This is a genomic window from Variovorax sp. GW823-FHT04F07 (assembly GCF_058795995.1).
In genome coordinates, this window is the sequence record NZ_JBXAIG010000001.1 from 1,609,360 (window position 1) to 1,635,442 (window position 26,083).

The 26,083-nt window shown below is 69.5% G+C and carries 21 protein-coding genes and 1 riboswitch; of the genes, 6 read left to right on the forward strand and 15 right to left on the reverse strand.

From position 1 onward, the window contains the following. Positions 1-49 precede the first annotated feature (49 nt). The 7 genes from AC1RAA_RS07635 to AC1RAA_RS07665 form a co-directional block, all read right to left on the reverse strand. Positions 50-1,108, reverse strand: coding sequence for a magnesium chelatase ATPase subunit I (locus AC1RAA_RS07635; protein ID WP_492727505.1), 1,059 nt, complete (start codon positions 1,106-1,108; stop codon positions 50-52). Further along, positions 1,105-4,917: a cobaltochelatase subunit CobN gene (gene cobN, locus AC1RAA_RS07640; protein ID WP_492727506.1), complete on the reverse strand. Its 3,813-nt coding sequence runs from the start codon at positions 4,915-4,917 to the stop codon at positions 1,105-1,107. Before cobN ends, AC1RAA_RS07635 begins: the two co-directional genes overlap by 4 nt. 4 nt (positions 4,918-4,921) lie before the next feature. Then, complete coding sequence (gene cobW, locus AC1RAA_RS07645; RefSeq protein ID WP_070061111.1) at positions 4,922-5,986, reverse strand: cobalamin biosynthesis protein CobW; 1,065 nt, start codon at positions 5,984-5,986, stop codon at positions 4,922-4,924. Positions 5,987-6,099: 113 nt separating this feature from the next. Beyond that, positions 6,100-6,777, reverse strand: a complete 678-nt coding sequence (locus AC1RAA_RS07650; RefSeq protein WP_492684122.1) for an energy-coupling factor ABC transporter permease — start codon at positions 6,775-6,777, stop codon at positions 6,100-6,102. Between the two features lie 73 nt (positions 6,778-6,850). Then, the gene (locus tag AC1RAA_RS07655) at positions 6,851-8,389 is read right to left on the reverse strand and encodes a PepSY domain-containing protein (protein ID WP_492727507.1); all 1,539 of its coding nucleotides are present in this window, start codon (positions 8,387-8,389) and stop codon (positions 6,851-6,853) included. Between the two features lie 10 nt (positions 8,390-8,399). Continuing rightward, positions 8,400-10,583 carry a TonB-dependent receptor gene (locus tag AC1RAA_RS07660; RefSeq protein WP_492727508.1) on the reverse strand — a complete coding sequence of 728 codons (2,184 nt, stop codon included), beginning with the start codon at positions 10,581-10,583 and terminating at the stop codon, positions 8,400-8,402. A 131-nt stretch (positions 10,584-10,714) separates the two neighbouring features. Then, a riboswitch (cobalamin riboswitch) is annotated at positions 10,715-10,999 on the reverse strand. Between the two features lie 81 nt (positions 11,000-11,080). Further along, positions 11,081-11,302 (reverse strand): hypothetical protein, encoded by a 222-nt coding sequence (locus AC1RAA_RS07665; protein WP_062480886.1) that lies wholly within the window; start codon positions 11,300-11,302, stop codon positions 11,081-11,083. Positions 11,303-11,457: 155 nt separating this feature from the next. On the opposite strand from AC1RAA_RS07665, the gene AC1RAA_RS07670 reads away from it, so the two are divergent. Further along, a complete protein-coding gene (locus tag AC1RAA_RS07670) occupies positions 11,458-11,865 on the forward strand; it encodes a hypothetical protein (protein ID WP_062480884.1) in 408 nt (135 codons plus the stop codon). A gap of 4 nt (positions 11,866-11,869) precedes the next feature. Here the strand turns inward: AC1RAA_RS07670 and AC1RAA_RS07675 are convergent, their stop codons facing one another. Beyond that, positions 11,870-13,573 (reverse strand): cation:proton antiporter domain-containing protein, encoded by a 1,704-nt coding sequence (locus AC1RAA_RS07675; protein ID WP_159271447.1) that lies wholly within the window; start codon positions 13,571-13,573, stop codon positions 11,870-11,872. Positions 13,574-13,755: 182 nt separating this feature from the next. Between AC1RAA_RS07675 and katG the strand changes: the two genes are divergently transcribed. Together katG and AC1RAA_RS07685 are read left to right on the forward strand one after the other, a co-directional pair. Then, entirely contained in the window at positions 13,756-16,014 is a 2,259-nt protein-coding gene (katG, locus tag AC1RAA_RS07680) for a catalase/peroxidase HPI (protein WP_492727509.1), read from the forward strand. Between the two features lie 116 nt (positions 16,015-16,130). Continuing rightward, positions 16,131-16,730 carry a tetratricopeptide repeat protein gene (locus AC1RAA_RS07685; protein WP_492727510.1) on the forward strand — a complete coding sequence of 200 codons (600 nt, stop codon included), beginning with the start codon at positions 16,131-16,133 and terminating at the stop codon, positions 16,728-16,730. A 67-nt stretch (positions 16,731-16,797) separates the two neighbouring features. Here the strand turns inward: AC1RAA_RS07685 and AC1RAA_RS07690 are convergent, their stop codons facing one another. Next, entirely contained in the window at positions 16,798-18,141 is a 1,344-nt protein-coding gene (locus AC1RAA_RS07690) for a dicarboxylate/amino acid:cation symporter (protein WP_062480874.1), read from the reverse strand. Between the two features lie 156 nt (positions 18,142-18,297). Then, positions 18,298-19,035 (reverse strand): acetoacetyl-CoA reductase, encoded by a 738-nt coding sequence (gene phbB / locus AC1RAA_RS07695; protein WP_062480872.1) that lies wholly within the window; start codon positions 19,033-19,035, stop codon positions 18,298-18,300. 204 nt (positions 19,036-19,239) lie between these two features. On the opposite strand from phbB, the gene AC1RAA_RS07700 reads away from it, so the two are divergent. The 3 genes from AC1RAA_RS07700 (at position 19,240) to AC1RAA_RS07710 (ending at position 20,911) form a co-directional block, all read left to right on the forward strand. Beyond that, on the forward strand, positions 19,240-19,887 hold the full coding sequence (locus tag AC1RAA_RS07700) for a DJ-1/PfpI family protein (RefSeq protein ID WP_390343221.1): 648 nt from the start codon (positions 19,240-19,242) through the stop codon (positions 19,885-19,887). A gap of 80 nt (positions 19,888-19,967) precedes the next feature. After that, complete coding sequence (locus AC1RAA_RS07705; protein ID WP_062480868.1) at positions 19,968-20,492, forward strand: CinA family protein; 525 nt, start codon at positions 19,968-19,970, stop codon at positions 20,490-20,492. Beyond that, the gene (locus AC1RAA_RS07710; RefSeq protein ID WP_307585127.1) at positions 20,489-20,911 is read left to right on the forward strand and encodes a GNAT family N-acetyltransferase; all 423 of its coding nucleotides are present in this window, start codon (positions 20,489-20,491) and stop codon (positions 20,909-20,911) included. The genes AC1RAA_RS07705 and AC1RAA_RS07710 overlap by 4 nt, the downstream gene beginning before the upstream one ends. 51 nt (positions 20,912-20,962) lie before the next feature. On the opposite strand, the gene AC1RAA_RS07715 is transcribed toward AC1RAA_RS07710, so the two are convergent. The 5 genes from AC1RAA_RS07715 to AC1RAA_RS07735 are packed head-to-tail and all read right to left on the reverse strand — an operon-like array spanning position 20,963 to position 26,027. Beyond that, on the reverse strand, positions 20,963-21,967 hold the full coding sequence (locus AC1RAA_RS07715; protein WP_492727511.1) for a tripartite tricarboxylate transporter substrate binding protein BugD: 1,005 nt from the start codon (positions 21,965-21,967) through the stop codon (positions 20,963-20,965). Between the two features lie 30 nt (positions 21,968-21,997). Beyond that, positions 21,998-22,888, reverse strand: coding sequence for an HpcH/HpaI aldolase/citrate lyase family protein (locus AC1RAA_RS07720; RefSeq protein ID WP_492727512.1), 891 nt, complete (start codon positions 22,886-22,888; stop codon positions 21,998-22,000). Further along, entirely contained in the window at positions 22,885-24,066 is a 1,182-nt protein-coding gene (locus AC1RAA_RS07725; RefSeq protein WP_492727513.1) for a CaiB/BaiF CoA transferase family protein, read from the reverse strand. The genes AC1RAA_RS07720 and AC1RAA_RS07725 overlap by 4 nt, the downstream gene beginning before the upstream one ends. A gap of 24 nt (positions 24,067-24,090) precedes the next feature. After that, on the reverse strand, positions 24,091-24,981 hold the full coding sequence (locus AC1RAA_RS07730; protein ID WP_492727514.1) for an HTD2 family dehydratase: 891 nt from the start codon (positions 24,979-24,981) through the stop codon (positions 24,091-24,093). Positions 24,982-25,016: 35 nt separating this feature from the next. Beyond that, entirely contained in the window at positions 25,017-26,027 is a 1,011-nt protein-coding gene (locus AC1RAA_RS07735; RefSeq protein ID WP_492727515.1) for a tripartite tricarboxylate transporter substrate binding protein, read from the reverse strand. Positions 26,028-26,083: the final 56 nt, after the last annotated feature.

The following is a 26,083-nucleotide window of genomic DNA, read 5'->3' on the forward strand; positions in this document are numbered from 1 at the left end:
TGCCTCCGGTCACCCTGGCGTGCGCCAGCGGGTGCGGCGTCCCGGAGGCTCAGGCTTTTTTTGGGGCGGCCTGGGAAGCGGAAATCAGCGGACGCAGCGGCTTCACGCGCTCGATGCCGACAGGCTCGGGCGGCATCGCGCCCCAGTCGCCATCGCCGGCATCGCGTGCAGGCGTGTCACCCGGGTTGCGATGAGGTGCGGGTGGCGCCATCGGAGGCGCCACGGCCGCGTCGGCCGCCGGATGGCGTCGATGCAGCAGCACCGCCTCGGCCACGCGCTGCACATGGTCGTCGGTGATCGATGCCGCACCTTCCCACGCCGCGAGCGCACGCGCGGAGCGCAGCATCACGAGGTCGGCGCGCAGGCCGTCCACGCCGGCCGCAATGCACAGCGCGCCGACGGCTTCGTGCACCGCATCGCCATACGGCAAGGCCGCCGCGTCCGCCACGAGGGCGCGCGCACGCACCAGCGCTGCCGCAAGTTCAGCCTCCTCCTTCGTATGTGCCGCACGGAAGCCTTGCGGATCGGCATCGAAGGCCAGCCGCGCACGCACGATCGCCTGGCGCTCGGCCGCGTCCTGCAGGTTGCGCAGCCGCACGCACAGGCCGAAGCGGTCGAGCAGCTGCGGGCGCAGCGTGCCCTCTTCCGGGTTCATGGTGCCCACCAGCACGAAGCGCGCGGCATGCCGGTGCGAGATGCCGTCGCGCTCCACCACGTTGACGCCGCTGGCCGCCGCGTCGAGCAGCGAGTCGATGAGCGCGTCGGGCAGCAGGTTGATCTCGTCGACGTACAGCACGCCGCCGTGCGCGCGCGCCAGCAGGCCCGGCGCAAACTTCAGTTCGTGGCCGGCCAGCGCCTGCCCGAGGTCGAGCGTGCCCACGAGGCTTTCGAGGCTCGCACCCAGCGGCAGCGTGACGAAGGGCGCACCCGGCAGCAGCTCGGCGAGCGCGCGCGCGGCCGTGGTCTTGGCGGTGCCGCGCGGGCCTTCGATGAGCACGCCGCCCAGCGCGGGATCGACCGCGGCCAGCAAGAGCGCCTGGCGCAGCTGCGGCTGGCCGGCGATCGCGGCAAAGGGGAACGGCACCGGCATCGGGGCGGCTGTGGTCATCGGGGGCTTCCTTCCATCTGCTGCTCGTGGTCGAGCAGCAGGTTTTCCAATTGGTCCTTGTAGTCGCCGGGCGACTGCCAGAGGCCGCGCTGCATGGCTTCGAGCAGGCGGTTGAGCATGTCCTGCAGCGCGCGCGGATTGTGCGCGTTCACGAAGTCGCGGGTGGCCTCGTCGAGCACGTAGGCGTCGGCCACCATCGCGTACTGGTGGTCGCCCACCACGCGCGCGGTGGCGTCGAAGCCGAACAGGTAATCGACCGTGGCGGCCATCTCGAAGGCGCCCTTGTAGCCGTGGCGCTTCACACCGTCGATCCACTTGGGGTTGACCACGCGCGCGCGGATCACGCGGCTGATTTCTTCCTTCAGCGTGCGCACACGCGGCGCCTGGGGGTTGCCATGGTCACCGTGGTACATCGCGGGCTGTTGGCCGCTCAGGTGGCGCACGGCGGCGGCCATGCCGCCCTGGAACTGGTAGTAGTCGTTGGAGTCGAGCAGGTCGTGCTCGCGGCTGTCCTGGTTCTGCAGCACGACGTTCATGGCGCGCAGCCGGCGCACCAGCGCATCGCCCGCCGGCACGCCGTCGCTGCCCTGGCCGTAGGCATGGGCACTGCCGCCGACGTAGGCCTTCGACAGGTCGTCGTCGCTCTGCCAGTCGCCATGGTCGAACAGCGGCTGCAGGCCGGAGCCGTAGCTGCCTGGCGCCGAGCCGAACACGCGCCAGCCGGCCTGCAGGCGCGCGGCCTCGGGCGTCTGGCCCTGCGCTTCGAGCGCCGCGGCCTCGCGCAGGATGCGCGCGCGGATCGGGTTGCGCTCGGCGTCTTCGTCTTCCTGCGCAGCCACGGCCTGCACGGCCGCGTCGAACATCTGCACGGCGTTGGGAAAGGCATCGCGGAAGAAACCCGAGATGCGCAGCGTGACATCGATGCGCGGACGCCCGAGGCCCACGGTGGGCAGCACCTCGAAATCGACCACGCGCTGGCTGCCCGGCGCCCACTTGGGGCGCACGCCGATGAGCGCGAAGGCCTGCGCCAGGTCGTCGCCGCCGGTGCGCATGGTGGCCGTGCCCCAGACCGACAGGCCCAGCGCGACCGGGTAGTCGCCGTGCTCCTGCAGATGGCGTTCGACCAATTGCGCGGCCGACTTGAGCCCGAGCATCCAGGCCGTGGGCGTGGGGATGGCGCGCGTGTCGACCGCGTAGAAGTTGCGCCCGGTCGGCAGCACGTCGGGCCGGCCGCGCGAAGGCGAGCCGCTGGGGCCCGGCGGCACGAAGCGGCCTTGCAGTGCGCGCGACAGCTGGCGCAGTTCTTCCCCGCCGCACGCATCGAGCGCGGGCGCGAGATGCCGTTCGATGCGGCCCATCACGGCAGCGGTGCGCGGCAGTCCGGCCGGGCAGTCGCCCGCTTCGAGCAGCTGCTGCGCCAGCAGCTCCAGCCGCTCGCGCGTGTCGCCCTGATGGCGCCAGGCCTCGTCGCTCACGGCCGCCAGCAATGCCGGCCGTGCGCCCTGCCAGGGCTTTGCCGCGTCGATGTCGAGCGGATCGAAGGCGTCGCCGGGCAGCAGGTCGGCCGCGAGCGCGCCGAGCAGACCGGCGTTCTCGCCCGCGCCGTCGCCGGCCGGAAAGCGCGCGAGCGCGAGCAGCGTGTCGCGCCGCAACCGCGCGCGCGGCGAATCGCCGAACACATGCAGGCCGTCGCGGATCTGGGTTTCTTTCAGCTCGCACAGGTACGCATCGACGCGCGCCAGCACGGCATCGTCTTCCGCGCCCGGCATCCCCAGTTCTTCGACGAGGTGCTGGGCGCGCACGGTCGCGAGGATCTGCGCGCGCAGCACCTTGGCGCGGCGCGCATCGACCAGCAATGCGTCGTAGTACTCGTCGACCTGCCGCTCCAGGTCCTGCAGCGGGCCGTGGTTCTCGGCGCGCGTGAGCGGCGGCATCAGGTGGTCGACGATCACGGCCTGCGTGCGGCGCTTGGCCTGCGCACCCTCGCCGGGGTCGTTGACGATGAAGGGGTACACGTTGGGCAGCGGCCCGAGGATGGCGTCGGGCCAGCAGGAGGCCGACAGTGCGAGGCTCTTGCCCGGCAGCCATTCGAGGTTGCCGTGCTTGCCGACGTGGACGACCACGTCGATGGCGAACACATCGCGCAGCCAGAAGTAGAACGCGAGGTAACTGTGCGGCGGCACCAGCTCGGCGTCGTGGTAACTCGCGTAGTCGGCCAAACCGAGCGGGCCCAGCGCGCGCGCCGGCTGGATGCCGACGAACACGCGGCCCAGCCGCAGCCCGGCGATCATGAAGCGGCCCTGGCGCAGCATCGGGTCGTGCTCGGGCGGGCCCCATTGCGCGTCGATGGCGGCGGCCATGCCCTCGGGCAGCGCCGCGAGGCGGGCGCGGTAGTCGGTGAGCGCGTAGCTCTGCCACGCGGGCCGCGCGGCCCACTGCGCGGGGTCGTTGGCGATGCCCTCCTGCAGCGTGCGCATCAGCGCATCGCCGTCCGCGGGCAGCGCGTCGAGCGTGTAGCCCTCGGCCTGCATCGTGCGCAGGATGGCCATCACCGAGGCCGGCGTGTCCAGCCCCACGCCGCTGCCGATGCGGCCTTCGCTGCCGGGGTAGTTCGCCAGGATGAGCGCGACGCGCTTCTCGTCGGCGCGCAGGCGGCGCAGGCTGCACCAGCGGCGCGCGAGTTCGGCCACGAAGGCGATGCGGTCGGGCTCGGGCCGGTAGCCGACCACTTCGGTCTGCGTGAGTTCGCAGCGGTGCGACAGGCCCTTGAAGCTCACGGCGCGCGTGACGATGCGCCCGTCCATCTCGGGCAGGGCGATCTGCATCGCGATGTCGCGTGGGCGCAGGCCCTGGCTATCGGCCAGCCAATCTTCGCGGTTGCCGCCGCTCACGATCACCTGCAACACAGGGGCGTCGCCCGCGAGTGCCAGAGGCTCACCGCTTTCGTCCGAAGCGCCCTGCCCCAGCGCGGCGAAGGCGGTGGTGTTGAGCACCAGCTGCACGTCGTGTTCGCTGCACAGCGCGCGCAGTGCGGACAGGCACAGCGGGTCTTTCAGCGAGTCGAGCGCCACGGGCAGCGGGTTCAGTCCTTGCGCATGCAGCGCGGCGGCCAGCGCATCGAAGGCCTCGGTGTTGCCCGACAGCAGGTGCGAGCGGTAGAACACCAGCGCGACCACGGGTGCATCTGCATGCCAGCCCGCACGCAGGTCGTCGATGCCCGCGACCGTGTGCGTCGCGTCCATGCCGCCCGGCACATGCAGCGCGACCTGCGGCAGGCTGCGCGGCGGCAACGGCGCCTCGCCGTGGCCCAGGCCATGGAAGGCCACCGCGCGCAGGAACTGCGCCGCGTTACCCGCACCGCCCGAGCGCAGGTACTGCCACAGCTTCCGGCTCACGCTGCGAGGCACGGTGCCGCGCGCGAGCAGGTCTTCGTCTTCCTGCAGGTCGCCCGAGAACATCGCGAGCTGCTGGCCCTGGCGCTTCGCAAGCTTTTCAAGCTGCTGCAGGCCGTAGGCCCAGGCGGACTCGGCCCCCAGGTGGTCGACCACCACCACGCGCGCGTGCCGCAGCACCTCGTCGACGTACAGGTCGAGCGACGCGGGCTGGCGCAGGTGCATGAGGTTGGCCAGCCGCAGCGACGGGTAGCCGGGGTCGGTGGCCGCCAGCGCCGTGCGCGCGGCGGCGAGCAGCGCGAGCGTGGTGTCGGCCGAGCTGAGCACCACGATGTCGCCCGGCGTCTGGTCGAGCCGGGTGACGACGCTCGGGTCGTCCTCGACGAAGCGGCCGGGCTGAGTGCTCAGCAGGTGCATGCGGTCAGGCGGGAACGGCCGCCACGCCTTCCAGTGCCTTGCGCAGCGCGCCTTCATCGAGGTCTTCGCCGATGAACACGAGCCGCGTGCGCTGCGCTTCGCCGTCGCGCCAGCGGCGGTCGAAGTGGTGGTCGAAGCGGCGGCCCACGCCCTGCACGAGCAGGCGCATCGGCTTGTGCGGCACGGCGACGAAGCCCTTCACGCGGTAGATGGTGTGCTGTTCGACCAGCGCGGTCAGCACGGCGATGAGACCGTCGCGGTCCACGGGCGGCAGCTCGATCACGAGCGAATCGAACTCGTCGTGGTCGTGGTCCTCCTCGTGGTCGTGGTGGCTCTCGCGCAGGTGGATGGTGCTTTCGGCGGCGCGGCCCTGGCCCAGCAGCAGCGCGAGCGGCAGCTTGCCTTCGGTGGCGCCGACGATCTTCACCTCGGGCGGCAGTTCTTCGCGCACCAGCGCCTCGACCTGCGCGCGCGCGGCGGCGTCCATGAGGTCGGTCTTGTTGAGCACCACGAGGTCGGCGGCCGAGAGCTGGTCTTCGAACAGCTCGTGCAGCGGCGATTCGTGGTCCAGGTTGGGGTCGGCGCGGCGCTGCACGTCGACCTGCGCGGGGTTCGCCGCGAACTGGCCCGAGGCAGCAGCGGGGCCGTCGACCACGGTGACCACCGAATCGACGGTGAAGATGTTCGCGATGTCGGGCCACTGGAAGGCCTGCACCAGCGGCTTGGGCAGCGCCAGGCCCGAGGTCTCGATGAGCACGGCGTCGATCTGGTCGCGGCGCTCTGCCAGCTGCAGCATCACGGGCAAAAATTCTTCCTGCACGGTGCAGCAGACGCAGCCGTTGGCCAGCTCGTACAGCGCGCCTTCGCGCTCGTTGCCCTCGTCGTCGCAGCCGATGCCGCAACCGCGCAGGATGTCGCCGTCGATGCCGAGTTCGCCGAACTCGTTGACCACCACCGCGATGCGGCGGCCCTCGGCGTTGCCGAGGATGTGGCGCAGCAGCGTGGTCTTGCCGCTGCCGAGGAAGCCCGTGACGATGGTGACGGGGATCTTGGCGTTGCTTTGTGTCATGGAATGGATACTTTCGGGCGCCAAAGGCGCACAGGGAATCGGGCGCCCGGCGCGTGCATGGCGCACGCGCCGGCGAGCGGCGCCCCGTCGTCAAAGAGGGAGGCTTGCGCGAATCAGACGGCGCTGTACAGGCGGCGCTCGACCAGAGCCGTGCCCTGCAGGCGGCGCCAGGCCTTGGCCGCGGCCAGCACGCCCAGGTCGACCAGCGGCTCGACCAGCACGACCGTCATGTAGGCCGCGCCGAAGCTGGCGATCTGGCTGAGGTTCTCGAGGCCCGTACCACGGCCGTAGAGGGCCCAGAAGCCCACCCACACCACGATGCCGCCCTGGTAGGCCACCGACAGCTTGAAGGCCTGCTGGTAGCTGATGTCCACGTAGGCCATGTTGGCGGGAATGATGCGGCGTGCCAGTGCGGCGGTCGCGAACAGCGGCACCAGCAAGGTGGTGACGTTCATGCCGTACTGCGGCAGGTCGGGTGGTGCGAAGAACAGGCTCTGGATGAGCAAACCACCCGCCAGGCCGATGGCCGCGGGCGCGAGCCCGAAGAGCAGCATCAGCGTGGTGCCCAGAATCAGGTGCACCTCGGACACGCCCACGGGATGGTGCGGGAACACCTCGAAGAAGCAGAACACGAGCATCACGGTGAAGACCGAGCGCAGGAGCAGGCCGATGGGGCCGTCCTTGCGCAGGGTGTCGAAGGCGACCTTGCCTGTGTAAGCCAGTGCAGCCGCCCCCGTGGCATAGCTGAGGAAGATCTTGGATCCGTCGACGAGTCCGGGTTCGATGTGCATCGCGCACCTCCTGAAATGCACCGAAGTGCGAAAGTTGATTGTTGGGGGATGGACTGGCTTGCGCAAGTCCCCGTCATGAAACCCGGGAGCCTTGCAGCCCCCGCTGAACAGGCGAAGGCTGTGGCTTGCGCCGCAGCCGCCGCCAGCCGATCACCACGCCGCTCGCCGAAGCGACAACGCCGATGACCGACAGGAACCACACCACCAGGTCCCAGGCCGGCCGGTACTGGATGAGCCAGGGAAAGTCGAGGCTGTGCGCGGCGTTGAAGAGCCAGCGGCGCAACCGCGCGTTGCGGTCGTTGCTGCCGGCCACCTGGCCGCTCGTCGGGTCGATGTAGAGCCAGCTGCGCGCGGCATCGTCGAACTCGAGCCGCCACACGGGCAGCACGCGCGTGCGGTGGTGGCCGTACCAGTGGAAGTCTTCGTGTGTCTGAAAGGTGGCCTGCGTGATCGCGGCGCCGGGGCGCAGCCGGGCGGCGGCGCGCATGATGTCGTCGCGAGCGATGACGGCCGGCGCGCCGGTCGCTGCATCAATCACCTGCACGCGGGCCTGCGCATCACGCAGTTGCAGCAGCGGCTTCCCGTCGAACCCCATCAGCAGCGCCTCACGCGGTGCGGCAGCGCCCTCGCCTGCCGGCAGCACGGCCGGCGGCCAGGGGAACGGCGAGGCAACGGCGCCCGTGTAGCGCGCCATCGCGGCCGCATCGGCGGGCGCACGCTGGAACCAGCCATTGGGGTTCATCGAGAGCCAGCCGCTCACGATCCAGGTCAGCACGAAGAAGCCGCCGATGAGGCCGGCGATGTGGTGCCAGGCCATCCAGCCGGTGTACGGCGTGACCGCGCCGCTGCGAAAGCGCCGCCGCAGCCGGATGCGAAGGATGCCGATGACGATGCCCGTCGCGGCCGAGACGATGCAGGCGGCCGACAGCCACACGACCACGTCGTGCCACAGCGGCGGGTCGGCGCGCAGCGGCGTGAAGTAGATCCAGTGCGGCACGGCGCCCAGCCAGTTCCAGAAGCGCTCGGTGCGCGTGGTGTCGCGCACCACCTCGCCGGTGCGCGAGGACACATACAGCTCGGTGCCCGCCGCGTCGCCGACTTCGATGCGGTGCAGCGGGCGCAGCGGGTTCAGGCCCTGCGGCACGGTCCACTGGTCGCGTTCCAGCGTCTCGGCCCAGCGTGCGCCGGGCTGTGCGGAGAAGTCGCGCGCGATGGCCTCGGCTTGCGCCGCATCGACCGGCCCGAGCACACGGCCGTCGCGCGCGGACACAGCATGCCGCCCGCCGCGCGCATCGACGATGCGCCACACGGGCTGCGCGTCGGCGCCGGCCTGCATTTCGAGCGCCATGCGCCTGGGCTGCTGCGCACGCACCGCGAGCGGCAGCGCATCGAGCGCGGCAGCCGGCGCGACCACCGCCTGTTCGAAGCGCACCGGGCCGAGCCCCGCGAGCCGCTCTTCGTCCGTGAGGTTCGGGTACCCCACGTACATCATGACCACGCCCGAGACGAACCACATGACGAACAGCAGGCAGCCGCCGATGCCCAGCCATCGGTGCGTCCAGTACAGCGCCCGCCGCAGCGGAGGCCATGTACGTTGCCATGCGATGCTCATGCGGCCATGCTCAGAAGGTCACGAACGCCGACAGCTCGAACGAGCGCGGACGGCCCAGCAGCCACTGGTTGCCGCCGTTCGAGAACGAGACCGGGTACTTGCGGTCGGCCAGGTTGAAGGCGCGCAGCGCGAGCTTGAGCGACGGGTTCGCCTGCCAGCTCACGCCCGCGTCGGCCACGGTGTACGAACCGATCTGCCGCGTGTTGGCCGCATCGACCTGCCGCGCGCCGACGTGGCGCACGCCGAACCTGGCCTCCCACTGCGGCAGGAAGCGCCAGTGCAGCCACAGGTTGGCCGCCACCTCGGGCACGCCGGCGGGCGTGTTGCCCGCGCGCGAGACCAGCGACTTGCCGACCGCCTCGTTGAAGTCGTCGTAGCGCGCGCGCAGCCGCGCGGCGTTGGCTTCGAGGCGCAGCGTGGAGGTCAGCGCCAGGTCGAGCGTGGCCTCGATGCCTTCGGACGACTGCTTGCCGATCTGCTGCACGACGGTCGGGTCGTTCGCGTCACGCGACAGCAGCTTGGTCTTCTCGATGCGGTAGGCGGCCACGCTCCAGGCGCCGCGGCCCTCGGCCAGCTGGCGCTTGTAGCCGACCTCGACCTGCTTGCCGACGCTGAGCTCGAACGGCACCTGCGTGGCCGAGGTGCTGATGAGCCCCGTGAGCGGATCGGCCGCGCGCGCCACCTGCGCATAGAACGACTGGGCGGCGTCGGGCGCGTAGACCACGCCCAGGCGGCCGGTGGCGTACTCGAAAGTCTTGTCCAGGCGCGGGGCGCGGTTCTGCGGGTCGGTGCGCACGATCTTCGCGTGGTCCCAGCGCAGGCTGCCGACCACCGACCATTGCTCGTTGAAGGCCAGCTTGTCTTCGGCGAAGAAGGCGTAGGTGCTGGTCTTGGTCTTGTAGCGCGGCAGGTAGGGCGTGGGCGAGACGTAATAGCCGGGGTTGAAGACGAAGGCGTCGACCACCGAGCGCCCGCCATAGGGCGTGTCGCTCGAATTCAGGAAGTCGATGCGGTTGGCGTCGAAGCCCACCAGCACCTGGTTCTTCAGGCCGAACAGCGCGTGCTTGAAGGTGGCGTCGGTGCGGTTGCCGATCTGTTCCTGGTCGTGGCCGATCTCCAGGTAGTCGCCGCGCGTCACGCGGTTCGTGGTGGCGCTGTAGGTGTAGGTTTCGCTGTCGCGCCAATGGCGCTTGCTGTCCAGGCGATAGAGCTGGTTGCGCACGGTGACGGCGTCGTTGGGCGTCCACTGCGCATCGAGGCGGGTCCAGCGGTCGCGGTACTTGACCTCGGCGTCGTCGAGGTTGTAGTTCTGTTCGCGGTTCAGGCTGCTCAGGCGGCCGTTGACGAGCGGCACGCCGAAATAGCGCTGCGGCGTCTGGCGGCCCTCGTCGTGCGAGAGCGTGAACTGCAGCCGCGGCGACACATCGAGCCGCACCGCGCCGCCCACCGCGAGGCTCTCGGCCTCGCCGCGCTGCATGAAGCCGTCGGTCTTGCGGTGGCTGATGTCGAAGCGGTACGAGAGCATGTCGTTGATCGCCCCGCCGCTGCCGAAGGCGACCTGGCGCGTGGCGTCGGAGCCCACGGTCACGAGCGCCTCGTTGCGAATCGGGCCACGCGTGGGCTTCTTGGGCACCACGTTGATCGCGCCGCCGATGGCGCCCTCGCCGAACATCACCGAGGCGGCGCCGCGCAGCACCTCGATGCGGTCGGTCGACCAGGTGTCGAACGGGAAGGTGACGGTGCCGGCGCCCACGTACAGGCGCGTGCCGTCGTACAGCTGCATCACCGAGCCATGACCGTTGAAGCCGCGCGCCGACAGCGACGAACCGCCGTTGCCCGGCGCGGGCGAGCCCGTGATGCCCGTGGCGCGGCTCGCGGCCTCGACCACCGACACGTCGCCGCGCGCGCGGATCGCGTCGCCAGTGAGCACCTCGATGCTCGCCGGCGTTTCGAGCGGCGTGAGGCCCAGGCGGCTGCCGGTCTGCGTGGGTTCGTCCAGGGCCAGCGGCGTGTGGCGGCTGGCTTCGACCTGCACGGGCGTGAGGCTGGGGCGGCCGGTCGTGTCGCCCGACTGGGCGAGCGCTGGCCCGCAAGCGAGGCCGAGCCCCAGCGAAAGACCTGAAAGACCCGAAAGGCGCGCCCGTTGCAGGGGCGGGCCCGAGCGATCGCGCGGCGGCGATGCAATGCGATTCATCCGACTTCTCCTCCAGCCCGCGTCCCCGCAGGCTCCTGACAGATCGCGGATGCCGAGGGAGAAGAGACGAGGGGCGGTGCCGTTTCGCGCGAGGGAAAAGCGGCAGGCCCGGACACGCACTCCCGCAGCATCCGAAGGCGGTTGCGAAGGCCGGTATCCGGGCTCGCGGAGTGCGTCGGGGTGCGATGCATGCACCTCGGCGCCGAAGCCCTCGCCTTCCCACGCCGAAGCGCAGTGGCTGCCCGGGCGAAGAATCGCCGGGACCTGAGGGTGTCGATGTCCGCTGACCGTTGCGGGGGCAGCGCAGGAATGGAAGGGTCGTTCGAAAAAAAACGACGCCTCGCACCTGCTTCCCGTTTAACCCCGCCGCCAATCCTGTGACTGGTCGTGCAGGGCACCTTCGAACCGTGGGGTGTTGGACGACACCGGTGTGAACCAATGTTTCCAACCGCCGGGATTATAGGGAGCGCCCTGCGGCGGCGCCCTTGCGGGCCTCGTCAGACGGGCTTGCCGTCGGGCCCGAACAGCCGCCGCAGCACCGCCACGCCGGCCACCAGTGCATTCGAATACGTGGCGTAGGGCTCGTGGGCGGCTTCGAGCGGCACGTACACATGGGTGGAGTCGCCGGGCGAGCCGTCCACGGCCTCCATCAGCACCCAGTAGAACTCCCCTTCTTCCAGTTCGTGGACGGTGAGTGCGATGTCTCTCGGCGAAGGCATGACGGTCAGAAATGAAACAGGGAATGAACCCGCCTTTGAACGGGCCGGGGGCTGGCGCGGTTGTCAGCGTCAGTACTAGGGGTTCTCCTACAGTGCCTGGACGCCGCGCGGCCTAATGTTAGGGGTGGGGAGTTGCATCAGAACAAGGAGTCAGCATGAAACATTTCACGCTTGAACCCAACATGCGCGCCGCCTTCGGTGGCGCGTTCTACCCGACCGGTTACTCCCTGGTGATGTTTCCGAGCGTCGAAGATGCCAGCCGCATCGGCCACGGGCTGATCGCGAAAGGCATCGTGAGCGGCGACGAGGTCTACCTGATACCGGCCGAAACCGTCCTGGCGGAAATCGCGCCGACCGTGCATGCCTCGCACAGCCCCCTGCCCTCCGCCGGCACCGACGGCGACACGGTGCGCGCCTTCATCCAGCTGGCCCACGAAGGCCACACGGGCCTGCTGATCCGCACCAAGGACGGCGCCATCACCGAGCGCGTGATGGAACTGGTGCGTACCGTGCCCTACTCGATCGCCGAGCGTTATCGCACGCTGGTGATCGAGGACCTTTGAGTTCTCAGGCCGGCACCGCCATCGCGGCGGCGCGCTGCACCACATCGCGGGCCATGGCCTGGGCGAGTTCCTGTTCGCCCAGAAACACCTTCGCGTCGGTTTCGGCGGCCAGCAGGCGGGCTTCCTGCTCGTTGTGGCTGCGCACCACGGTCTGGATGGTGGGGTTCAGCGTGCGCGCGGTTTCGATCATCTGGCGCACGTTCATGGCGTCGGGCGTGGCCACCACGAGCACGCGGGCGCGCGCCACGTGCGCCTGGATCAGCACCGCCGGGTCGGCCGCGTCGCCCCACACGGCGGGGATGCCGGCTTCGCGCAGCTTCTCGACCAGCTCGCGGTTCTGCTCGGCCACCACGTAGGGGATGTCGTTGGTCTCGAGCTCGGCGGCGATGCGCCGGCCCACGCGGCCGTAGCCGACCAGCACCACCTGGCGCGACAGGTACTTGGCCTCGGTGGTCATGGGCAGCTCGGCCAGCGGGTCGCTGCGCGCGTCGAGTTCGCGCGCGAACTTCGAATGCGCGTGCAGCCATTTCTGCAGCGGCGCGATGAGGCTGAACCACAGCGGGTTGGTGGCGATGGAGATCAGCGCGCCCGCCAGCACCAGGCTCTGCCCTTCCACCGGCAGCAGGCCGAGCGACACGCCCAGCCCGGCCAGGATGAACGAGAACTCGCCGATCTGCGCCAGGCTCGCGCTCACGGTGAGCGCGGTGGCCAGCGGGTAGCGGAACACCAGCACCAGCGCACAGGCCGCGAGCGACTTGCCCAGCACGATCACCAGCACCACGGCCAGCACCTGCAGCGGGCGCTCCAGCAGCACCGACGGGTCGAACAGCATGCCGACCGACACGAAGAACAGCACGGCGAACGCATCGCGCAGCGGCAGCGACTCCTGCGCCGCGCGGTGGCTGAACTGCGACTCGCGCATCACCATGCCGGCGAAGAACGCACCCAGCGCGAATGACACGCCGAACAGCGCCGCCGACGCAAAGGCGATGCTCACGGCCGCCGCCACCACGCACAGCGTGAACAGCTCGCGCGAGCCGGTGCGCGTGACCTGCCAGAGAATCCACGGGAACACGCGCCGCCCCACCACCAGCATCAGCACCACGAAGCCGCCAACCTGCAGCAGCGTGAGGCCCAGCGTCTGCCAGACGGGGTCGCCGCTGGTGTCGACCTTGGTGCTGCCCAGCGCGCCCGCCAGCGGCGGCAGCAGCACAAGCACCAGCACCATCGCGAGGTCTTCGACCACCAGCCAGCCCACCGCGATGCGGCCGGTGAAGGAATCGAGGATGCCCAGGCTCTCGAGCGCACGCAGCAGCACCACCGTGCTCGCCACCGACAGCGCCAGCCCGAACACCAGCGCCGCGCCCCAGCTCCAGCCCCACCACATGGCCAGCCCGCCGCCCAGCAGCGTGGCGACCGCGATCTGCGCGATGGCGCCGGGTAGCGCGATCTTGCGCACCGCGAGCAGGTCGGCCAGCGAAAAGTGCAGGCCCACGCCGAACATCAGCAGCATCACGCCGATCTCGGCCAGCTGCGCGGCAATGCCCGCGTCGGCCACGAAGCCGGGCGTGAACGGGCCGATGATCACGCCCGCCAGGAGGTACCCCACCAGCGCCGGTAATCGCAGCCGCGCCGCGAGAAAGCCGAACACCAGCGCCAACCCCAGGCCGGCGGCAATCGTATTGATGAGGGAGACGCTGTGGGGCATCGGTCCATTTTGCAGGAACGGCCTCCAACCTTTGAAGCCCGCAGGCTTCTACGGGCCTGCGTCTACACCCCTACGGAAGCGACGCGAACTATCGTAGGCATAAAGCACTTCTATTCGCATCGACACCTTTCTCATCCAGAATTTGAGCGGTCCCCCGTCCCCCCAACAACAGGAGCCTCCCCATGAGCAACGAGAAAACCGAAGCGAAGTGCCCGTTCAGCCAGGCCACCGGCGCCGGCACCACGAACCGCGACTGGTGGCCCGAGCAGCTGCGCCTGGACCTGCTGCACCAGCACTCCTCCAAATCCGATCCCCTGGGCGCCGGTTTCGACTACGCCAAGGCCTTCCAGAGCCTGGACCTCGCCGCGGTGAAGAAAGACCTCGCCGCACTGATGACCGACTCGCAAGACTGGTGGCCCGCCGACTTCGGCCACTACGGCCCGCTCTTCATCCGCATGGCCTGGCACAGCGCCGGCACCTACCGCATCGGTGACGGCCGTGGCGGTGCCGGCCGCGGGCAGCAGCGCTTTGCGCCGCTCAACAGCTGGCCCGACAACGTGAGCCTGGACAAGGCGCGCCGCCTGCTGTGGCCGATCAAGCAGAAGTACGGCCAGAAGATTTCCTGGGCCGACCTGTTGATCCTCACCGGCAACGTCGCGCTCGAGACCATGGGCTTCAAGACCTTCGGCTTCGGCGGCGGCCGCCCCGACGTGTGGGAGCCCGACCAGGACGTGTACTGGGGCCGCGAGAAGACCTGGCTGGGCGGCGACGTGCGCTACGCACAGGGCTCGCCCGGCGTCGAGAAAGACCGCGGCGTGCTCGTGAAGGACGACGACAGCAAGGTGCCGCACAGCCGCAACCTCGAGAACCCGCTGGGCGCCGTGCAGATGGGCCTGATCTACGTGAACCCCGAAGGCCCGGACGGCAACCCCGACCCGATCGCCGCGGCCCACGACATCCGCGACACCTTCGCCCGCATGGCCATGAACGACGAGGAAACCGTGGCGCTCATCGCCGGCGGCCACACCTTCGGCAAGACACACGGCGCGGGGCCGGCCTCGAACGTCGGCAAGGAACCCGAAGCCGCCGGCCTCGAAGACCAGGGCTTCGGCTGGAAGAACAGCTTCGGCACCGGCAAGGGCGGCGACACCATCACCAGCGGCCTCGAAGTGACGTGGACCACCACGCCCACGAAGTGGAGCAACAACTTCTTCGAGAACCTGTTCGGCTACGAATGGGAGCTGACCAAGAGCCCCGCAGGCGCGCACCAGTGGGTGGCCAAGGGCGGCGCCGGTGCCGGCACCATCCCCGACGCGCACGACGGCTCCAAGCGTCATGCGCCAACCATGCTCACGACCGACCTGTCGCTGCGCCTGGACCCGGCCTACGAAAAGATCTCGCGCCGCTTCCTGGCCAACCCCGACCAGCTCGCCGACGCCTTCGCGCGCGCCTGGTTCAAGCTCACGCACCGCGACATGGGCCCGCGCGCCCGCTACCTCGGGCCCGAGGTGCCGGCCGAGGAGCTGATCTGGCAAGACCCGATCCCGGCCGTCGACCACCCGCTGGTCGACGCCAACGACGTCGCGGCGCTGACGAAGAAGGTGCTGGCCTCGGGCCTCACGCCTGCGCAGCTGGTGTCGACGGCGTGGGCCTCGGCCTCCACCTTCCGCGGCTCCGACATGCGCGGCGGTGCCAACGGCGCCCGCGTGCGGCTGGCGCCCCAGAAGGACTGGGCCGTCAACCAGCCCGCGCAGCTGGCCCAGGTGCTGAAGGTGCTCGAAGGCATCCAGAGCGAGTTCAACGCGGCACAGACCGGCGGCAAGAAGATCTCGCTGGCCGACCTGATCGTGCTGGCCGGCGGTGCGGGCGTGGAACAGGCCGCGCGCAATGGCGGCCGTGAAGTGAAGGTGCCCTTCTCGCCGGGCCGCGCCGACGCCTCGCAGGAACAGACCGACGTGCCCTCGTTCGAGCCGCTGGAGCCCGCGGCCGACGGCTTCCGCAACTACCTGAAGGGCCGCTACAGCGTGCCCGGCGAAGCACTGCTGATCGACAAGGCGCAGCTGCTCACGCTCACGGCGCCCGAGATGACGGTGCTGGTCGGCGGCCTGCGCGTGCTCGACACCAACGTCGGCCAGACGCGCCACGGCGTCTTCACAAAGACGCCCGGCACGCTGAGCAACGACTACTTCGTCAACCTGCTCGACATGGGTACGGAGTGGAAGGCTGTGTCGGACGCCAAGGAAGAGTACGAAGGCCGCGACCGCAAGACCGGCACCCTCAAGTGGACCGGCACGCGCGTCGACCTGGTGTTCGGCTCCAACGCGCAGCTGCGGGCCATCGCCGAGGTCTACGGCGCGTCCGACAGCCAGCAGAAGTTCATCGACGACTTCGTGGCCGCCTGGACCAAGGTGATGAACCTGGACCGCTTCGATCTCGCCTGAGGCGGGGCGCCTTCGGGCGCCTGCGCCGTCCGCGCCCCGGGGTTCCGTCCTCCGCGGGCGCGGACTCCCATGAACGAGGTATTCGGTTTTCAGGCCGGGGCACTAGATTCGGCCCCATGAAATTCGCGAAGGCATGGCTTGCCGCCGGCGTCGTCCTGGCGGCCTCGCAGTTCGGCGCGCTGTACGCGCAGGACGGCAACCCCGAGTGGCGCGCGCTGCGCCAGGAACTCGTGCAACGCATCAACGCCAACTGCTACGACGTCGGCACGCTCGAGCTGGCGCAGCAGGTGCTGCGGACGGCGCAACGCACGGGCGGGGTCGAGTCCGCCGACACGGCCCTCAGCCTCGTGCTGCTGGCCCACGTCCACCAGCGGCAGGGGCAGCTGACGCGGGCCGCGCAGTCGTACACGGCCGCGCTCGCCATCCAGGAAAAGACCGCCGGACCGGACAGCCCGATGGTGGCGTTCACGCTGAGCGCGCTGGCCGGCCTGCACTACCGCCGCGAGGCCTTCGACCAGGCCATTGCGCTGTACGAACGCGCCCTGGCGATCCACGAGAAGCAGCGGCGCCCCGACGCACACGCCGTGCTGTACAGCCGGCAGAACCTGGCCGCGGCCCATCGCGCCCAGGGCGCCTACGCCAAGGCCGCCCCGCTGTACGAACGCGAGCTCGACGCCAGGGCGCAGCCGCTGCTCGCGGTGGCCCTGGTGCACTGACGTGCACTGAAGCGCACCGAAACGCGCCGCACCGCACCGAAACGCGCGGGCCGGCGCCCTGCCCCGGCTACTGCGCCATCTTCGATTCGCGCGCGTTCACCAGTTCCTCGGGCTCCTGCGACTCGACCCAGCTCTCGTTGTTGAGCCCGGCCTGCAGCCGCTCGGTGTCCAGTTCGTTGGTCCACTTGGCGACCACGATGGTGGCCACGCCGTTGCCGATCAGGTTGGTGAGCGCGCGGGCTTCCGACATGAAGCGGTCGATGCCCAGGATGAGCGCCAGCCCCGCCACCGGCACGTGCCCCACCGCCGACAGCGTGGCCGCCAGCACGATGAAGCCGCTGCCCGTGACACCGGCCGCCCCCTTCGAGGTGAGCAGCAGCACGGCCAGCAGCGTGATCTCCTGCGTGAGCGTCATGGGCGTGTTGGTGGCCTGCGCGATGAACACCGCCGCCATCGTCAGGTAGATCGAGGTGCCGTCCAGGTTGAACGAGTAGCCCGTGGGAATCACCAGCCCCACGCAGGTCTTGTGGGCGCCCAGGTTCTCCATCTTCTCCATCATGCGCGGCAGCACCGATTCGCTGGACGAGGTGCCCAGCACGATCAGCAGCTCTTCCTTGATGTACTTGATGAACTTCCAGATGCTGAAGCCGTGGAAGCGCGCAATGAGCCCCAGCACCACGAAGATGAACAGCAGGCAGGTCAGGTAGAAGGTGCCCATGAGCTTGCCCAGCGACAGCAGGCTGCCCAGCCCGTACTTGCCGATGGTGAAGGCCATCGCGCCGAAGGCGCCGATGGGCGCGAGCTTCATGATGTAGTTGACGATCACGAACAGCACGTGCGAGCCCTTCTCGATCACGTCGAACACCAGCGTGCCGCGCCCGCCGAAGCGGTGCAGCGCAAAGCCGAACAGCACCGCGATCAGCAGCACCTGCAGGATCTCGCCCTTGGCGAAGGCGTCGACCACGGTGGAGGGAATCACGTTGAGCAGAAAGTCGACCGTGCCGGTCATCTTGCCTGGGCCGGTGTAGGCCGCGATGGCCTTGGTGTCGAGCGTGGACGCGTCGATGTTCATGCCCGCGCCGGGCTTGAGCAGGTTCACCAGCACGAGGCCGACCACCAGCGCGATGCTGCTCACGATCTCGAAGTACAAAAGCGCCAGCCCGCCGGTCTTGCCGACCTTCTTCATGTCTTCCATGCCGGCGATGCCGACCACCACCGTGCAGAAGATGATCGGCGCGATGATCATCTTGATGAGCTTGATGAAGCCGTCGCCCAAGGGCTTCATCGACTCGCCGAGCGAGGGGTAGAAGTACCCCAGGAGCACGCCGACGATCACCGCGGTGATCACCTGCACGTACAGGGAACGGTAAAGGGGGAGCTTCCTGGGTACTGTGCTTGTTGTATGTGCCATGACTGCCTCCTGAAAAGATGAAGGAAAACGCAGAAGAAAGGGTTCGTGCCGGGTTGCTTTCGATGGTTGAAGTCGTGTGTCCTGTGGGGGTGGTTTCGGCCCAAATGAAAAAACCCGCCGAAGCGGGTTTTTGTTTTCAGGGCGTGGCGCGCATGCTCAGTGCATGTGGAGGCCGCCGTTGACCGAGAAGTCGGCCCCGGTGCTGTAGCCGCCTTCGTCGGTGGCGAGCCACGCGATGATGGAAGCGATCTCGCTCGGTTCGCCCAGGCGCTTGACCGGGATCGTGGCCACGATCTTGTCGAGCACTTCCTGGCGGATGGCCTTGACCATGTCGGTGCCGATGTAGCCCGGGCTCACCGTGTTCACGGTGACGCCCTTGTTGGCCAGCTCCTGCGCCAGCGCCATCGTGAAGCCGTGCATGCCGGCCTTGGCCGCCGAGTAGTTGGTCTGGCCGGCCTGGCCCTTGGCGCCGTTGACCGAGCTGATGTTGATGATGCGGCCCCAGCCCTTTTCGACCATGTCGCCCACCACCTGCTTGGTGACGTTGAACATGCTGTTGAGGTTGGTTTCGATCACCGCGCTCCAGTCCTCGGGGGTCATCTTGAGGAACATGCGGTCCCGCGTGATGCCGGCGTTGTTGACGAGCACGTCAATCGCCCCGTGGGCCGCCTTGGCGGCGGAGAAGGCCTCGACGGTGGATTGCCAGTCGCCGACATTGCCGACCGACGCGTGGAACTCGAAGCCTTCGGCTTTCTGTTCGGCCAGCCACTTGGCGTAGTCCCGCGTGGGGCCGCAACCTGCGACCACGGTGAACCCGTCTTTGTAAAGACGCTGGCAGATGGCTGTTCCGATGCCACCCATGCCTCCGGTGACATATGCAACTTTCTTGCTCATGAGATTTCCTTGATTGAAGCTAGCAAAAAGCCTGAACGGCCGCCTTCACTCTAGCCATTTTCAGGCCACACAACTCTGAGGGAGAACACTGAGCCAAGCTTGCAACCAGCTGTCACGGACATCACCTCGGCGGCACTCTATATGCTTGCGGCTTCGCGCCCGTGACAGGGCCCCTGCCGGCCACCCCACCAGGAGTTCGCACGCATGAATTTCGCAATCGTCGTCTTCCCCGAGGTCGAGGAGCTCGATTTCGTCGGTCCCTGGGAAATGCTCACCATGTGGAGCAAGCTGGCCGGCGGCCCCGCGAACTGCCTCGTGGTGGCGCAAACGCACGGCCCGGTCGTCTGCGCCAAGGGGCTGTCGATCAACCCGCATGTCTCGTTTGCCGACTGCCCGCCGCTCGATTTCGTGCTCGTGCCCGGCGGCATGGGCACGCGGCGCGAGGTCGACAACCCCGCCATGGTGCAGTTCCTGGCCGCGCAGGCGCCCGGCTGCAAGGCGCTGCTGTCGGTGTGCACCGGCGCCTTCGTGCTGCATGCGGCCGGCCTGCTCTCGGGCCGCACCGCGACCACGCACTGGGGATCGCTCGACCGCCTGCGCGCGCTCGGCGACGTGAAGGTGGTCGAGCAGCGCTTCGTGCAGGACGGCCACGTCTGGACCTCGGCCGGCGTCTCGGCCGGCACCGACCTGATGCTCGCCTTCATCGCTCATGTGTCGGGCGAGGAAGCCGCGGCCAAGGTGCAGCTGCAGGCCGAGTACTACCCGGCCGACACGGTGTACGGCCACACCTCGAGCCACGAGCGCGCGCCGTCGTATGTGCGGCGGCCGGGCTCGCGCGCGGGCCTCGCCTGACCATTCGTTCGCTCGTTCACGCGTTCCCTTGATCGATCGAACGGTCGGTCATTTCTTCTTTCTTACTTCTTTCGACCTCCATGTCCACGCCCGACCTCACCGACCTCGAACCGCTTTCCGTGCTCGCCGCCCGCGTGGGGGCGACGCTGCGCGAGCGGCGCCAGACGGTGGCGGTGGCCGAATCATCGGCCGGCGGCCTGGTCTCGGCCGCCCTGCTCGCCCTGCCGGGCGCCTCGGCCTACTTCCTGGGCGGCGCGGTCATCTACTCGCGCCGCGCCGGCAAGGCCCTGCTCGGCCTCACGCCCGAGGACATGGGCGACATGCGCGGCGAGACCGAGCCCTATGCGCGCTTCATCTCGGGCCGCATCCGCGACGCCCATCGTTCGAAGTGGGGAATCTGCGAGAGCGGCGCGGCGGGGCCGTCGGGCAGTCCGTACGGCGACGCGCCCGGGCATGTCTGCATCGCCGTGACCGGCGCGGACGGCCTCGTGGTCAGCCGCACGATCGAGACCGGCGCGACCGACCGGCCATGGAACATGGATGTGTTCGCGCGGCTGTTGCTGAAGTTGTTCGAAGAGACGCTGCTGGCGAACGGCGACGCATGACCGAGGCCGTGATTTCGACCGCCTCCGAAGAAGAGGTCCGCTCCGGCGTCCTGGGCCGCCGGTTGCGCGAGTTCAACTACGGCTTCGTCGGCGAGTACCCCGATACGCAACCCGTGTGGCTGAACGCGAAGGATGCGCAGGGCCGCCTGATGGGCGGGCTGCGTGGCTTCGTCTTCCTCGAATGGCTGCGCATCGACGTGCTGTTCGTCGAGGAGGAAGCCCGGGGCACCGGCCTGGGCCGTCGCCTGCTCGCGGAGGCGGAAGCGCGCGGCAAGGCGCTGGGCGCCGGGAATGCCGCGCTCGAAACCTTCGAGTGGCAGGCGCGAGGCTTCTACCTGAAGCAGGGCTACGAAGAGTTCGCCCGCATCGACAACTACGCGCGCGGCAACTACCTCGCCTACATGAAGAAGAAGCTCTGAGCCCGGGGCATTGCGGCCCCCGACCCCGAACCTCCTCTCAAGCTGTCGCGCTCAATCCGCCTGCACGCCCGCAGCCCGGATCACCTTCCCCCACTTCTCGATCTCCGCCGCCAGGTGGCTGCGCAGCGCCTCGGGCGTGACCTTGTCCATCGGCACGGCCTCGGTGCTCAGCTCGGCGAAGCGCTTCTTCACGTTGTCGTCCTGCAGCGCGGCGCGCAGGGCCACGTTGAGCTTCTCGATCACGGCCGGCGGCGTGCCCTTGGGCGCATACACGCCGTGCCACACCTTCACGTCGAAGCCCTTGAGGCCCTGCTCGTCGAGCGTGGGGATGTCGGGCATGCTCGACAGGCGCTTGGGCGTGGTCACGCCGAACACCTTCACGCGCTGGCCGTCCTTGATGACGGGCGCGGTCTGCGTGGTCTGGTCGCACAGCAGGTCGACCTGCCCGCCCATGAGGTCGTTGAGCGCCGGGCCTGCGCCCTTGTAGGGCACGGTCGTGAGCTGCACGCCGATCTGGTGCGCGAAGAGCATGCCGCACAGCTGCGACACCGCGCCGATGCCGGCGTTGGCAAGCGAGACCTTGTCCTTGTTCGTCTTCACGTAGGCCAGCAGCTCCTTGAAGTTGTTGGCCGGAAAGTCCTTGCGCGACAGCAGGGTCATCGGCACGTCCATGACCTGGCCGACGTACTCGAAGTCTTTCAGCGGGTCGTAGTTGAGCTTCTTGTACAGCGCGGGCGCGGTGGCCATGCCCATGTGGTGGATGAGGATGGTGTAGCCGTTGGGCGCGGCCTTGGCCACGCGGGTCGGCGCGATGGTGCCGCCCGCGCCCACGGTGTTTTCGACCACCACGGTCTGCCCCAGCGACTTGCCCATGGGCACCGCGAGCATGCGCGCCACCACGTCGGTGGGGCCGCCGGCCGAGTACGGCACGACCATCACGATGGGCTTGTCGGGCCACGCGGCCTGCGCGGCGGCGGGCGATGCGGCGGCGAACAGGCAGGCGCCCGCCGAGGCCGCGATGAGGGCTTTCAGTTTCCAGGTCTTCGTTGCGTTCACTTCTTTGTCTCCTTTTGGTTTGTCTGTGGATCAGTGCGTCACGGATGAATCGCCCGGGCCGTGAGATGCGGCCAGCGCCAGCCAGCGCTCGGCCAGCCGCACCACGGGCCCGTCGACCATGCGGCCGTCGAGGCTCACGACGCCGCCGCCGGCCGCGCGCACCGCCTCGGTGACGCGGTGCGCCCAGGCCACCTCGTCGGCCGTGGGCCCGAGCGCGGCCTGCACGGGCGCGACCTGCTCGGGATGGATGCACAGCTTGGCGCCGAAGCCGCCGCGCCGCGCGCGCGCGGTGTCGGCGGCGAGCCGCTGGGCGTCGCGCCAGTCGGGCGAGACGCCGTCGATGGGCGTGGCCAGCCCCGCGCGGCGCGAGGCCAGCACGAGCGCGAGGCGCACGGGCACCAGCTCGGCCTCGTCGGCGTCGCAGGCCATGCCGAGGTCGGCCTGGAAATCGAGATGGCCGAAGGCCAGCCGCAGCACCTGCGGCGCACCCGCGATGGCATCGAGCGCCGCGAGCCCCGCGGCCGATTCGATGAGCGGCACCAGCACGGCCTTCGGTCCGACCGTGGCGGCCAGCCGATGCAGTTCGTCGGCGTGCTCGGCCTTGGGCAGCACGATGCCGGCGATGAGGCCATCGGCGATCCAGCCGGCCGCGCGCGCGCAGTCGTCGTCATGCCACGGCGTGCCGCTGGCGTTCACGCGCACGAGCAGCCGCCCTCGCCCTTCGGCGGGCAACGCCGCCAGCGAGGCGCCGAGCGCGTCGCGCGACTCGGCCTTGCGCGCGGGCGCCACGGCGTCTTCGAGGTCGATGATCACGCCGCCCGCGCCCGTGGCCAATGCCCGCGCATGGCGCTCGGGCCGGTCGGCCGGCACGAAGAGAAAGGCGCGCGCCAAAGCGAGCGCTTGATTGGCGGGTTCGCTCATACCGCGCCGGCCGCGCGCAGCGCTGCAATCGCGTCGTCGCCACGGCCCAGGCTGCGCAGGATGGCGTCGGTGTGCTGGCCGACCGCGGGCACCGGGTCCATGCGGTAGTCGAAGGCGCTCTGGCGACCGGCGGGCAGCAGCGCCGGGATGTCGCCGGCCGGCGAACCCACCTGGCGCCAGCGCTCGCGCGCCTGCAGCTGCGGGTGCGCCCACAGCCCGGCCATGTCGTTCATGCGCGCATTGGCGATCTGCGCGGTGTCGAGCCGTTCGAGCACCTGCGCCGCGCTGAGCGCGCCGAAGGTGTCGACGATGAGCGTGCGCAGCGCTTCGCGGTGCTCGTTGCGCCGCGCGTTGCTGTCGAAGCGCGGGTCGCTCGCGAGCTCGGGGCGCAGCAGCACCTTGTCGCAGAAGGCGCGCCACTCACGCTCGTTCTGCAGGCCGAGCATCACGGTGCCGCCGTCGCCGGCGGGGAACGGGCCGTAGGGGTAGATGGTGGCGTGCGAGGCGGCACTGCGCGGCGGCGGCGGCGCGCCGTCGTAGGCGTAGTACATCGGGTAGCCCATCCACTCGGCGAGCGATTCGAGCATCGACACGTCGATGTGCGAGCCCTTGCCCGTCTTGCCGCGCTGCATCAGCGCCGCGAGGATGCCGGTGTAGGCGTACATGCCCGCCGCGATGTCGGCGATGGAATTGCCCGACTTGCACGGGTCGTCGGGCGTGCCCGTCACCGAGAGAAAGCCGGCCTCGCTCTGGATCAGCAGGTCGTAGGCCTTCTTGTCGCGGTACGGCCCGTCTTCGCCGTAGCCCGAGATGTCGCAGACGATGAGCGCGGGGTGCTTCTCCTGCAGCACCTGCGCGCCCAGGCCCATGCGCGCGGTGGCGCCAGGTGCGAGGTTCTGCACCAGCACGTCGGCGCCGGCCACCAGCTCCTGCAGCACGGCGAGCGCGGCGGGCTGCTTCAGGTCGAGCGTGAGGCTTTCCTTCGAGCGGTTGACCCACACGAAGTGCGAGGCCTCGCCGTTCACGCGCTCGTCGTAGGCGCGCGCAAAGTCGCCGCCGCCGGGGCGCTCGACCTTGATGACGCGCGCGCCGAGGTCGGCGAGCTGGCGGGTGCAGAACGGCGCCGCGATGGCGTGTTCGAGCGAGATGACGGTGATGCCGTCCAGGGGTCTGGTCATGGGCTTCTTCTTTCTTTCCTTGCGTCAGGCGAGCACGGCCGTGGCCTGCATCGTGAGCCAGCCGTCGGCGTCTTCGCCCCACAGGCTGAAGGTCTTGCCGTCGGTGCTGCCTTCGGCGGGCTTGCCGTGCACGCGGAACGGCGCGATGTCGAAGGTCGGTCGCACGGCGCGGAACTCGAAGCGCGCAAGCTGCGCATCGGCCGGCGCGTTGCGGCGCAGCAGGTCGACCAGCAGCGTCGCGATCAGCGGCCCGTGCACGATGAGGCCCGGGTAGCCCTCGACCTGCGTCACGTAGCGGCGGTCGTAGTGGATGCGGTGGCCGTTGAAGGTCAGCGCCGAGTAGCGGAACAGCAGCACGTCGTCGGGCACGAGGTCGCGGCTGAAGGCGGCGTCTTTCGGTGCGGACGTGGGCGGCGGCGTGGCTTCGCCTGGTGCGGCGGCGGCGCGGTACACGATGTCGTGCTCTTCGGTCAGCGCGAGCCCGCGCGCGTTGCGCACTTCATGGCGCACCAGCACGAACACCAGCTCGCCCGTGCGGCCGGCCTTGTGCGTGACCGAGGCGATGGTCGACGTGCGCTCGACCGCATCGCCCACCTGCAGCGGATTGCCCGGTTCCCACGTCAACCGGCCGCCGGCCCACATGCGGCGCGGCAGCGGCACGGGCGGCAGGAAGCCACCGCGCTTGGCATGGCCGTCTTCGCCGATCTCCGACTGGCGGTGGTGCGGCAGGAAGTAGAGCCAGTGCCACAGCGCAGGCAGGCGCGTGCCCGCCTCGGGCAGCGGGTCGTCGCGGTCGAGCGTGGCGGACAGGCCGCGCACAGGCGCGGCCGTGAGGACGTCGCGCAGCGTTTCGGTGCGGCCCTGCCAGGCCTGCAGGCGCGCGAGGGCTTCGGCGTCGATCAAGGGAGAAGTCATGTCGTGTGTGGCAAGAAGAGAAATACGTCGATGGATCAGTCGACCGCGGCGCCCGAGGCCTTGACGATGCGCGCCCACTTGGCGAGGTCGGCATGCAGCAGCGCCGAGAACTGCTCGGGCGAAGTGGGCGCGGCGATCTCCACGCCTTGCTGGTCGAGCTTGTCGCGCAGGTCCTTGGCCGCGAGCGCCTTGCGCGTGCCGTCCTGCAGGGTCGCGAGCACGTCGGCCGGCACGCCCGCGGGCGCGAACAGGCCGATCCACAGCGTGCCGTTGTAGCCCGGCACCTGCTCGGCGATGGCGGGCACGTCGGGCAGCACGGGCGAGCGCTTTTCGCCGCTCACGGCCAGCGCGCGCAGCTTGCCGGCCTTGATGTGGGCCAGCGCCGAAGGCAGGCTCGCGAACACGATCGGCAACTGCCCGCCCAGCACGTCGTTGAGCGCGGGCGCCACGCCCTTGTACGGCACGTGCTGCATCGAGATGCCGCCCATGCTGTTGAGCATTTCGCCCAGCAGGTGGTTGAGCGTGCCGTTGCCGGCCGAGGCGTACTGGTAGTTGGCGCCCTTCGCGCGCGCCAGCTTCAAGAATTCGGCGAAGTTCTTCGCGGGGAACGACGGGTTCACCAGCAGCACGTTGGGCACGGCGCCGATCAGGCCGACGGGCTTGAAGTCTTTCTCGGGGTCGAAGCCCGGGTTCTTGTAGAGCGCGGGGTTGATGGCCTGGCTGCTGCTGATCGTCATGAGCAGCGTGTAGCCGTCCTTCGGGCCCTTGGCGACCAGCTGCGTGCCGATGTTGCCGCCCGCGCCGGGGCGGTTGTCGACCACCACGCTGGCGTTGTTCAGCACCTCGCCGAGCTTCTGGCCCACGAGACGGCCGACGATGTCGTTGGTACCGCCCGCGGCCTGGGGCACGACAAGCGTGATGGGGCGCGAGGGGTAGGTCTGGGCGGTGGCCGGGTTGGTGGCCAGCAAGGCTGTGGCCGCGAGGCCGAAGGCGATCAGCGCCTTGGTGCGAAGCCGCAAGGCGGGGGTGGTGTCGTGTGTCTCCATGGCCGCATGGTCTTCTGCCCGCCCCGCCTGCGCAATCTGCGATTTCGGAAGCCAGG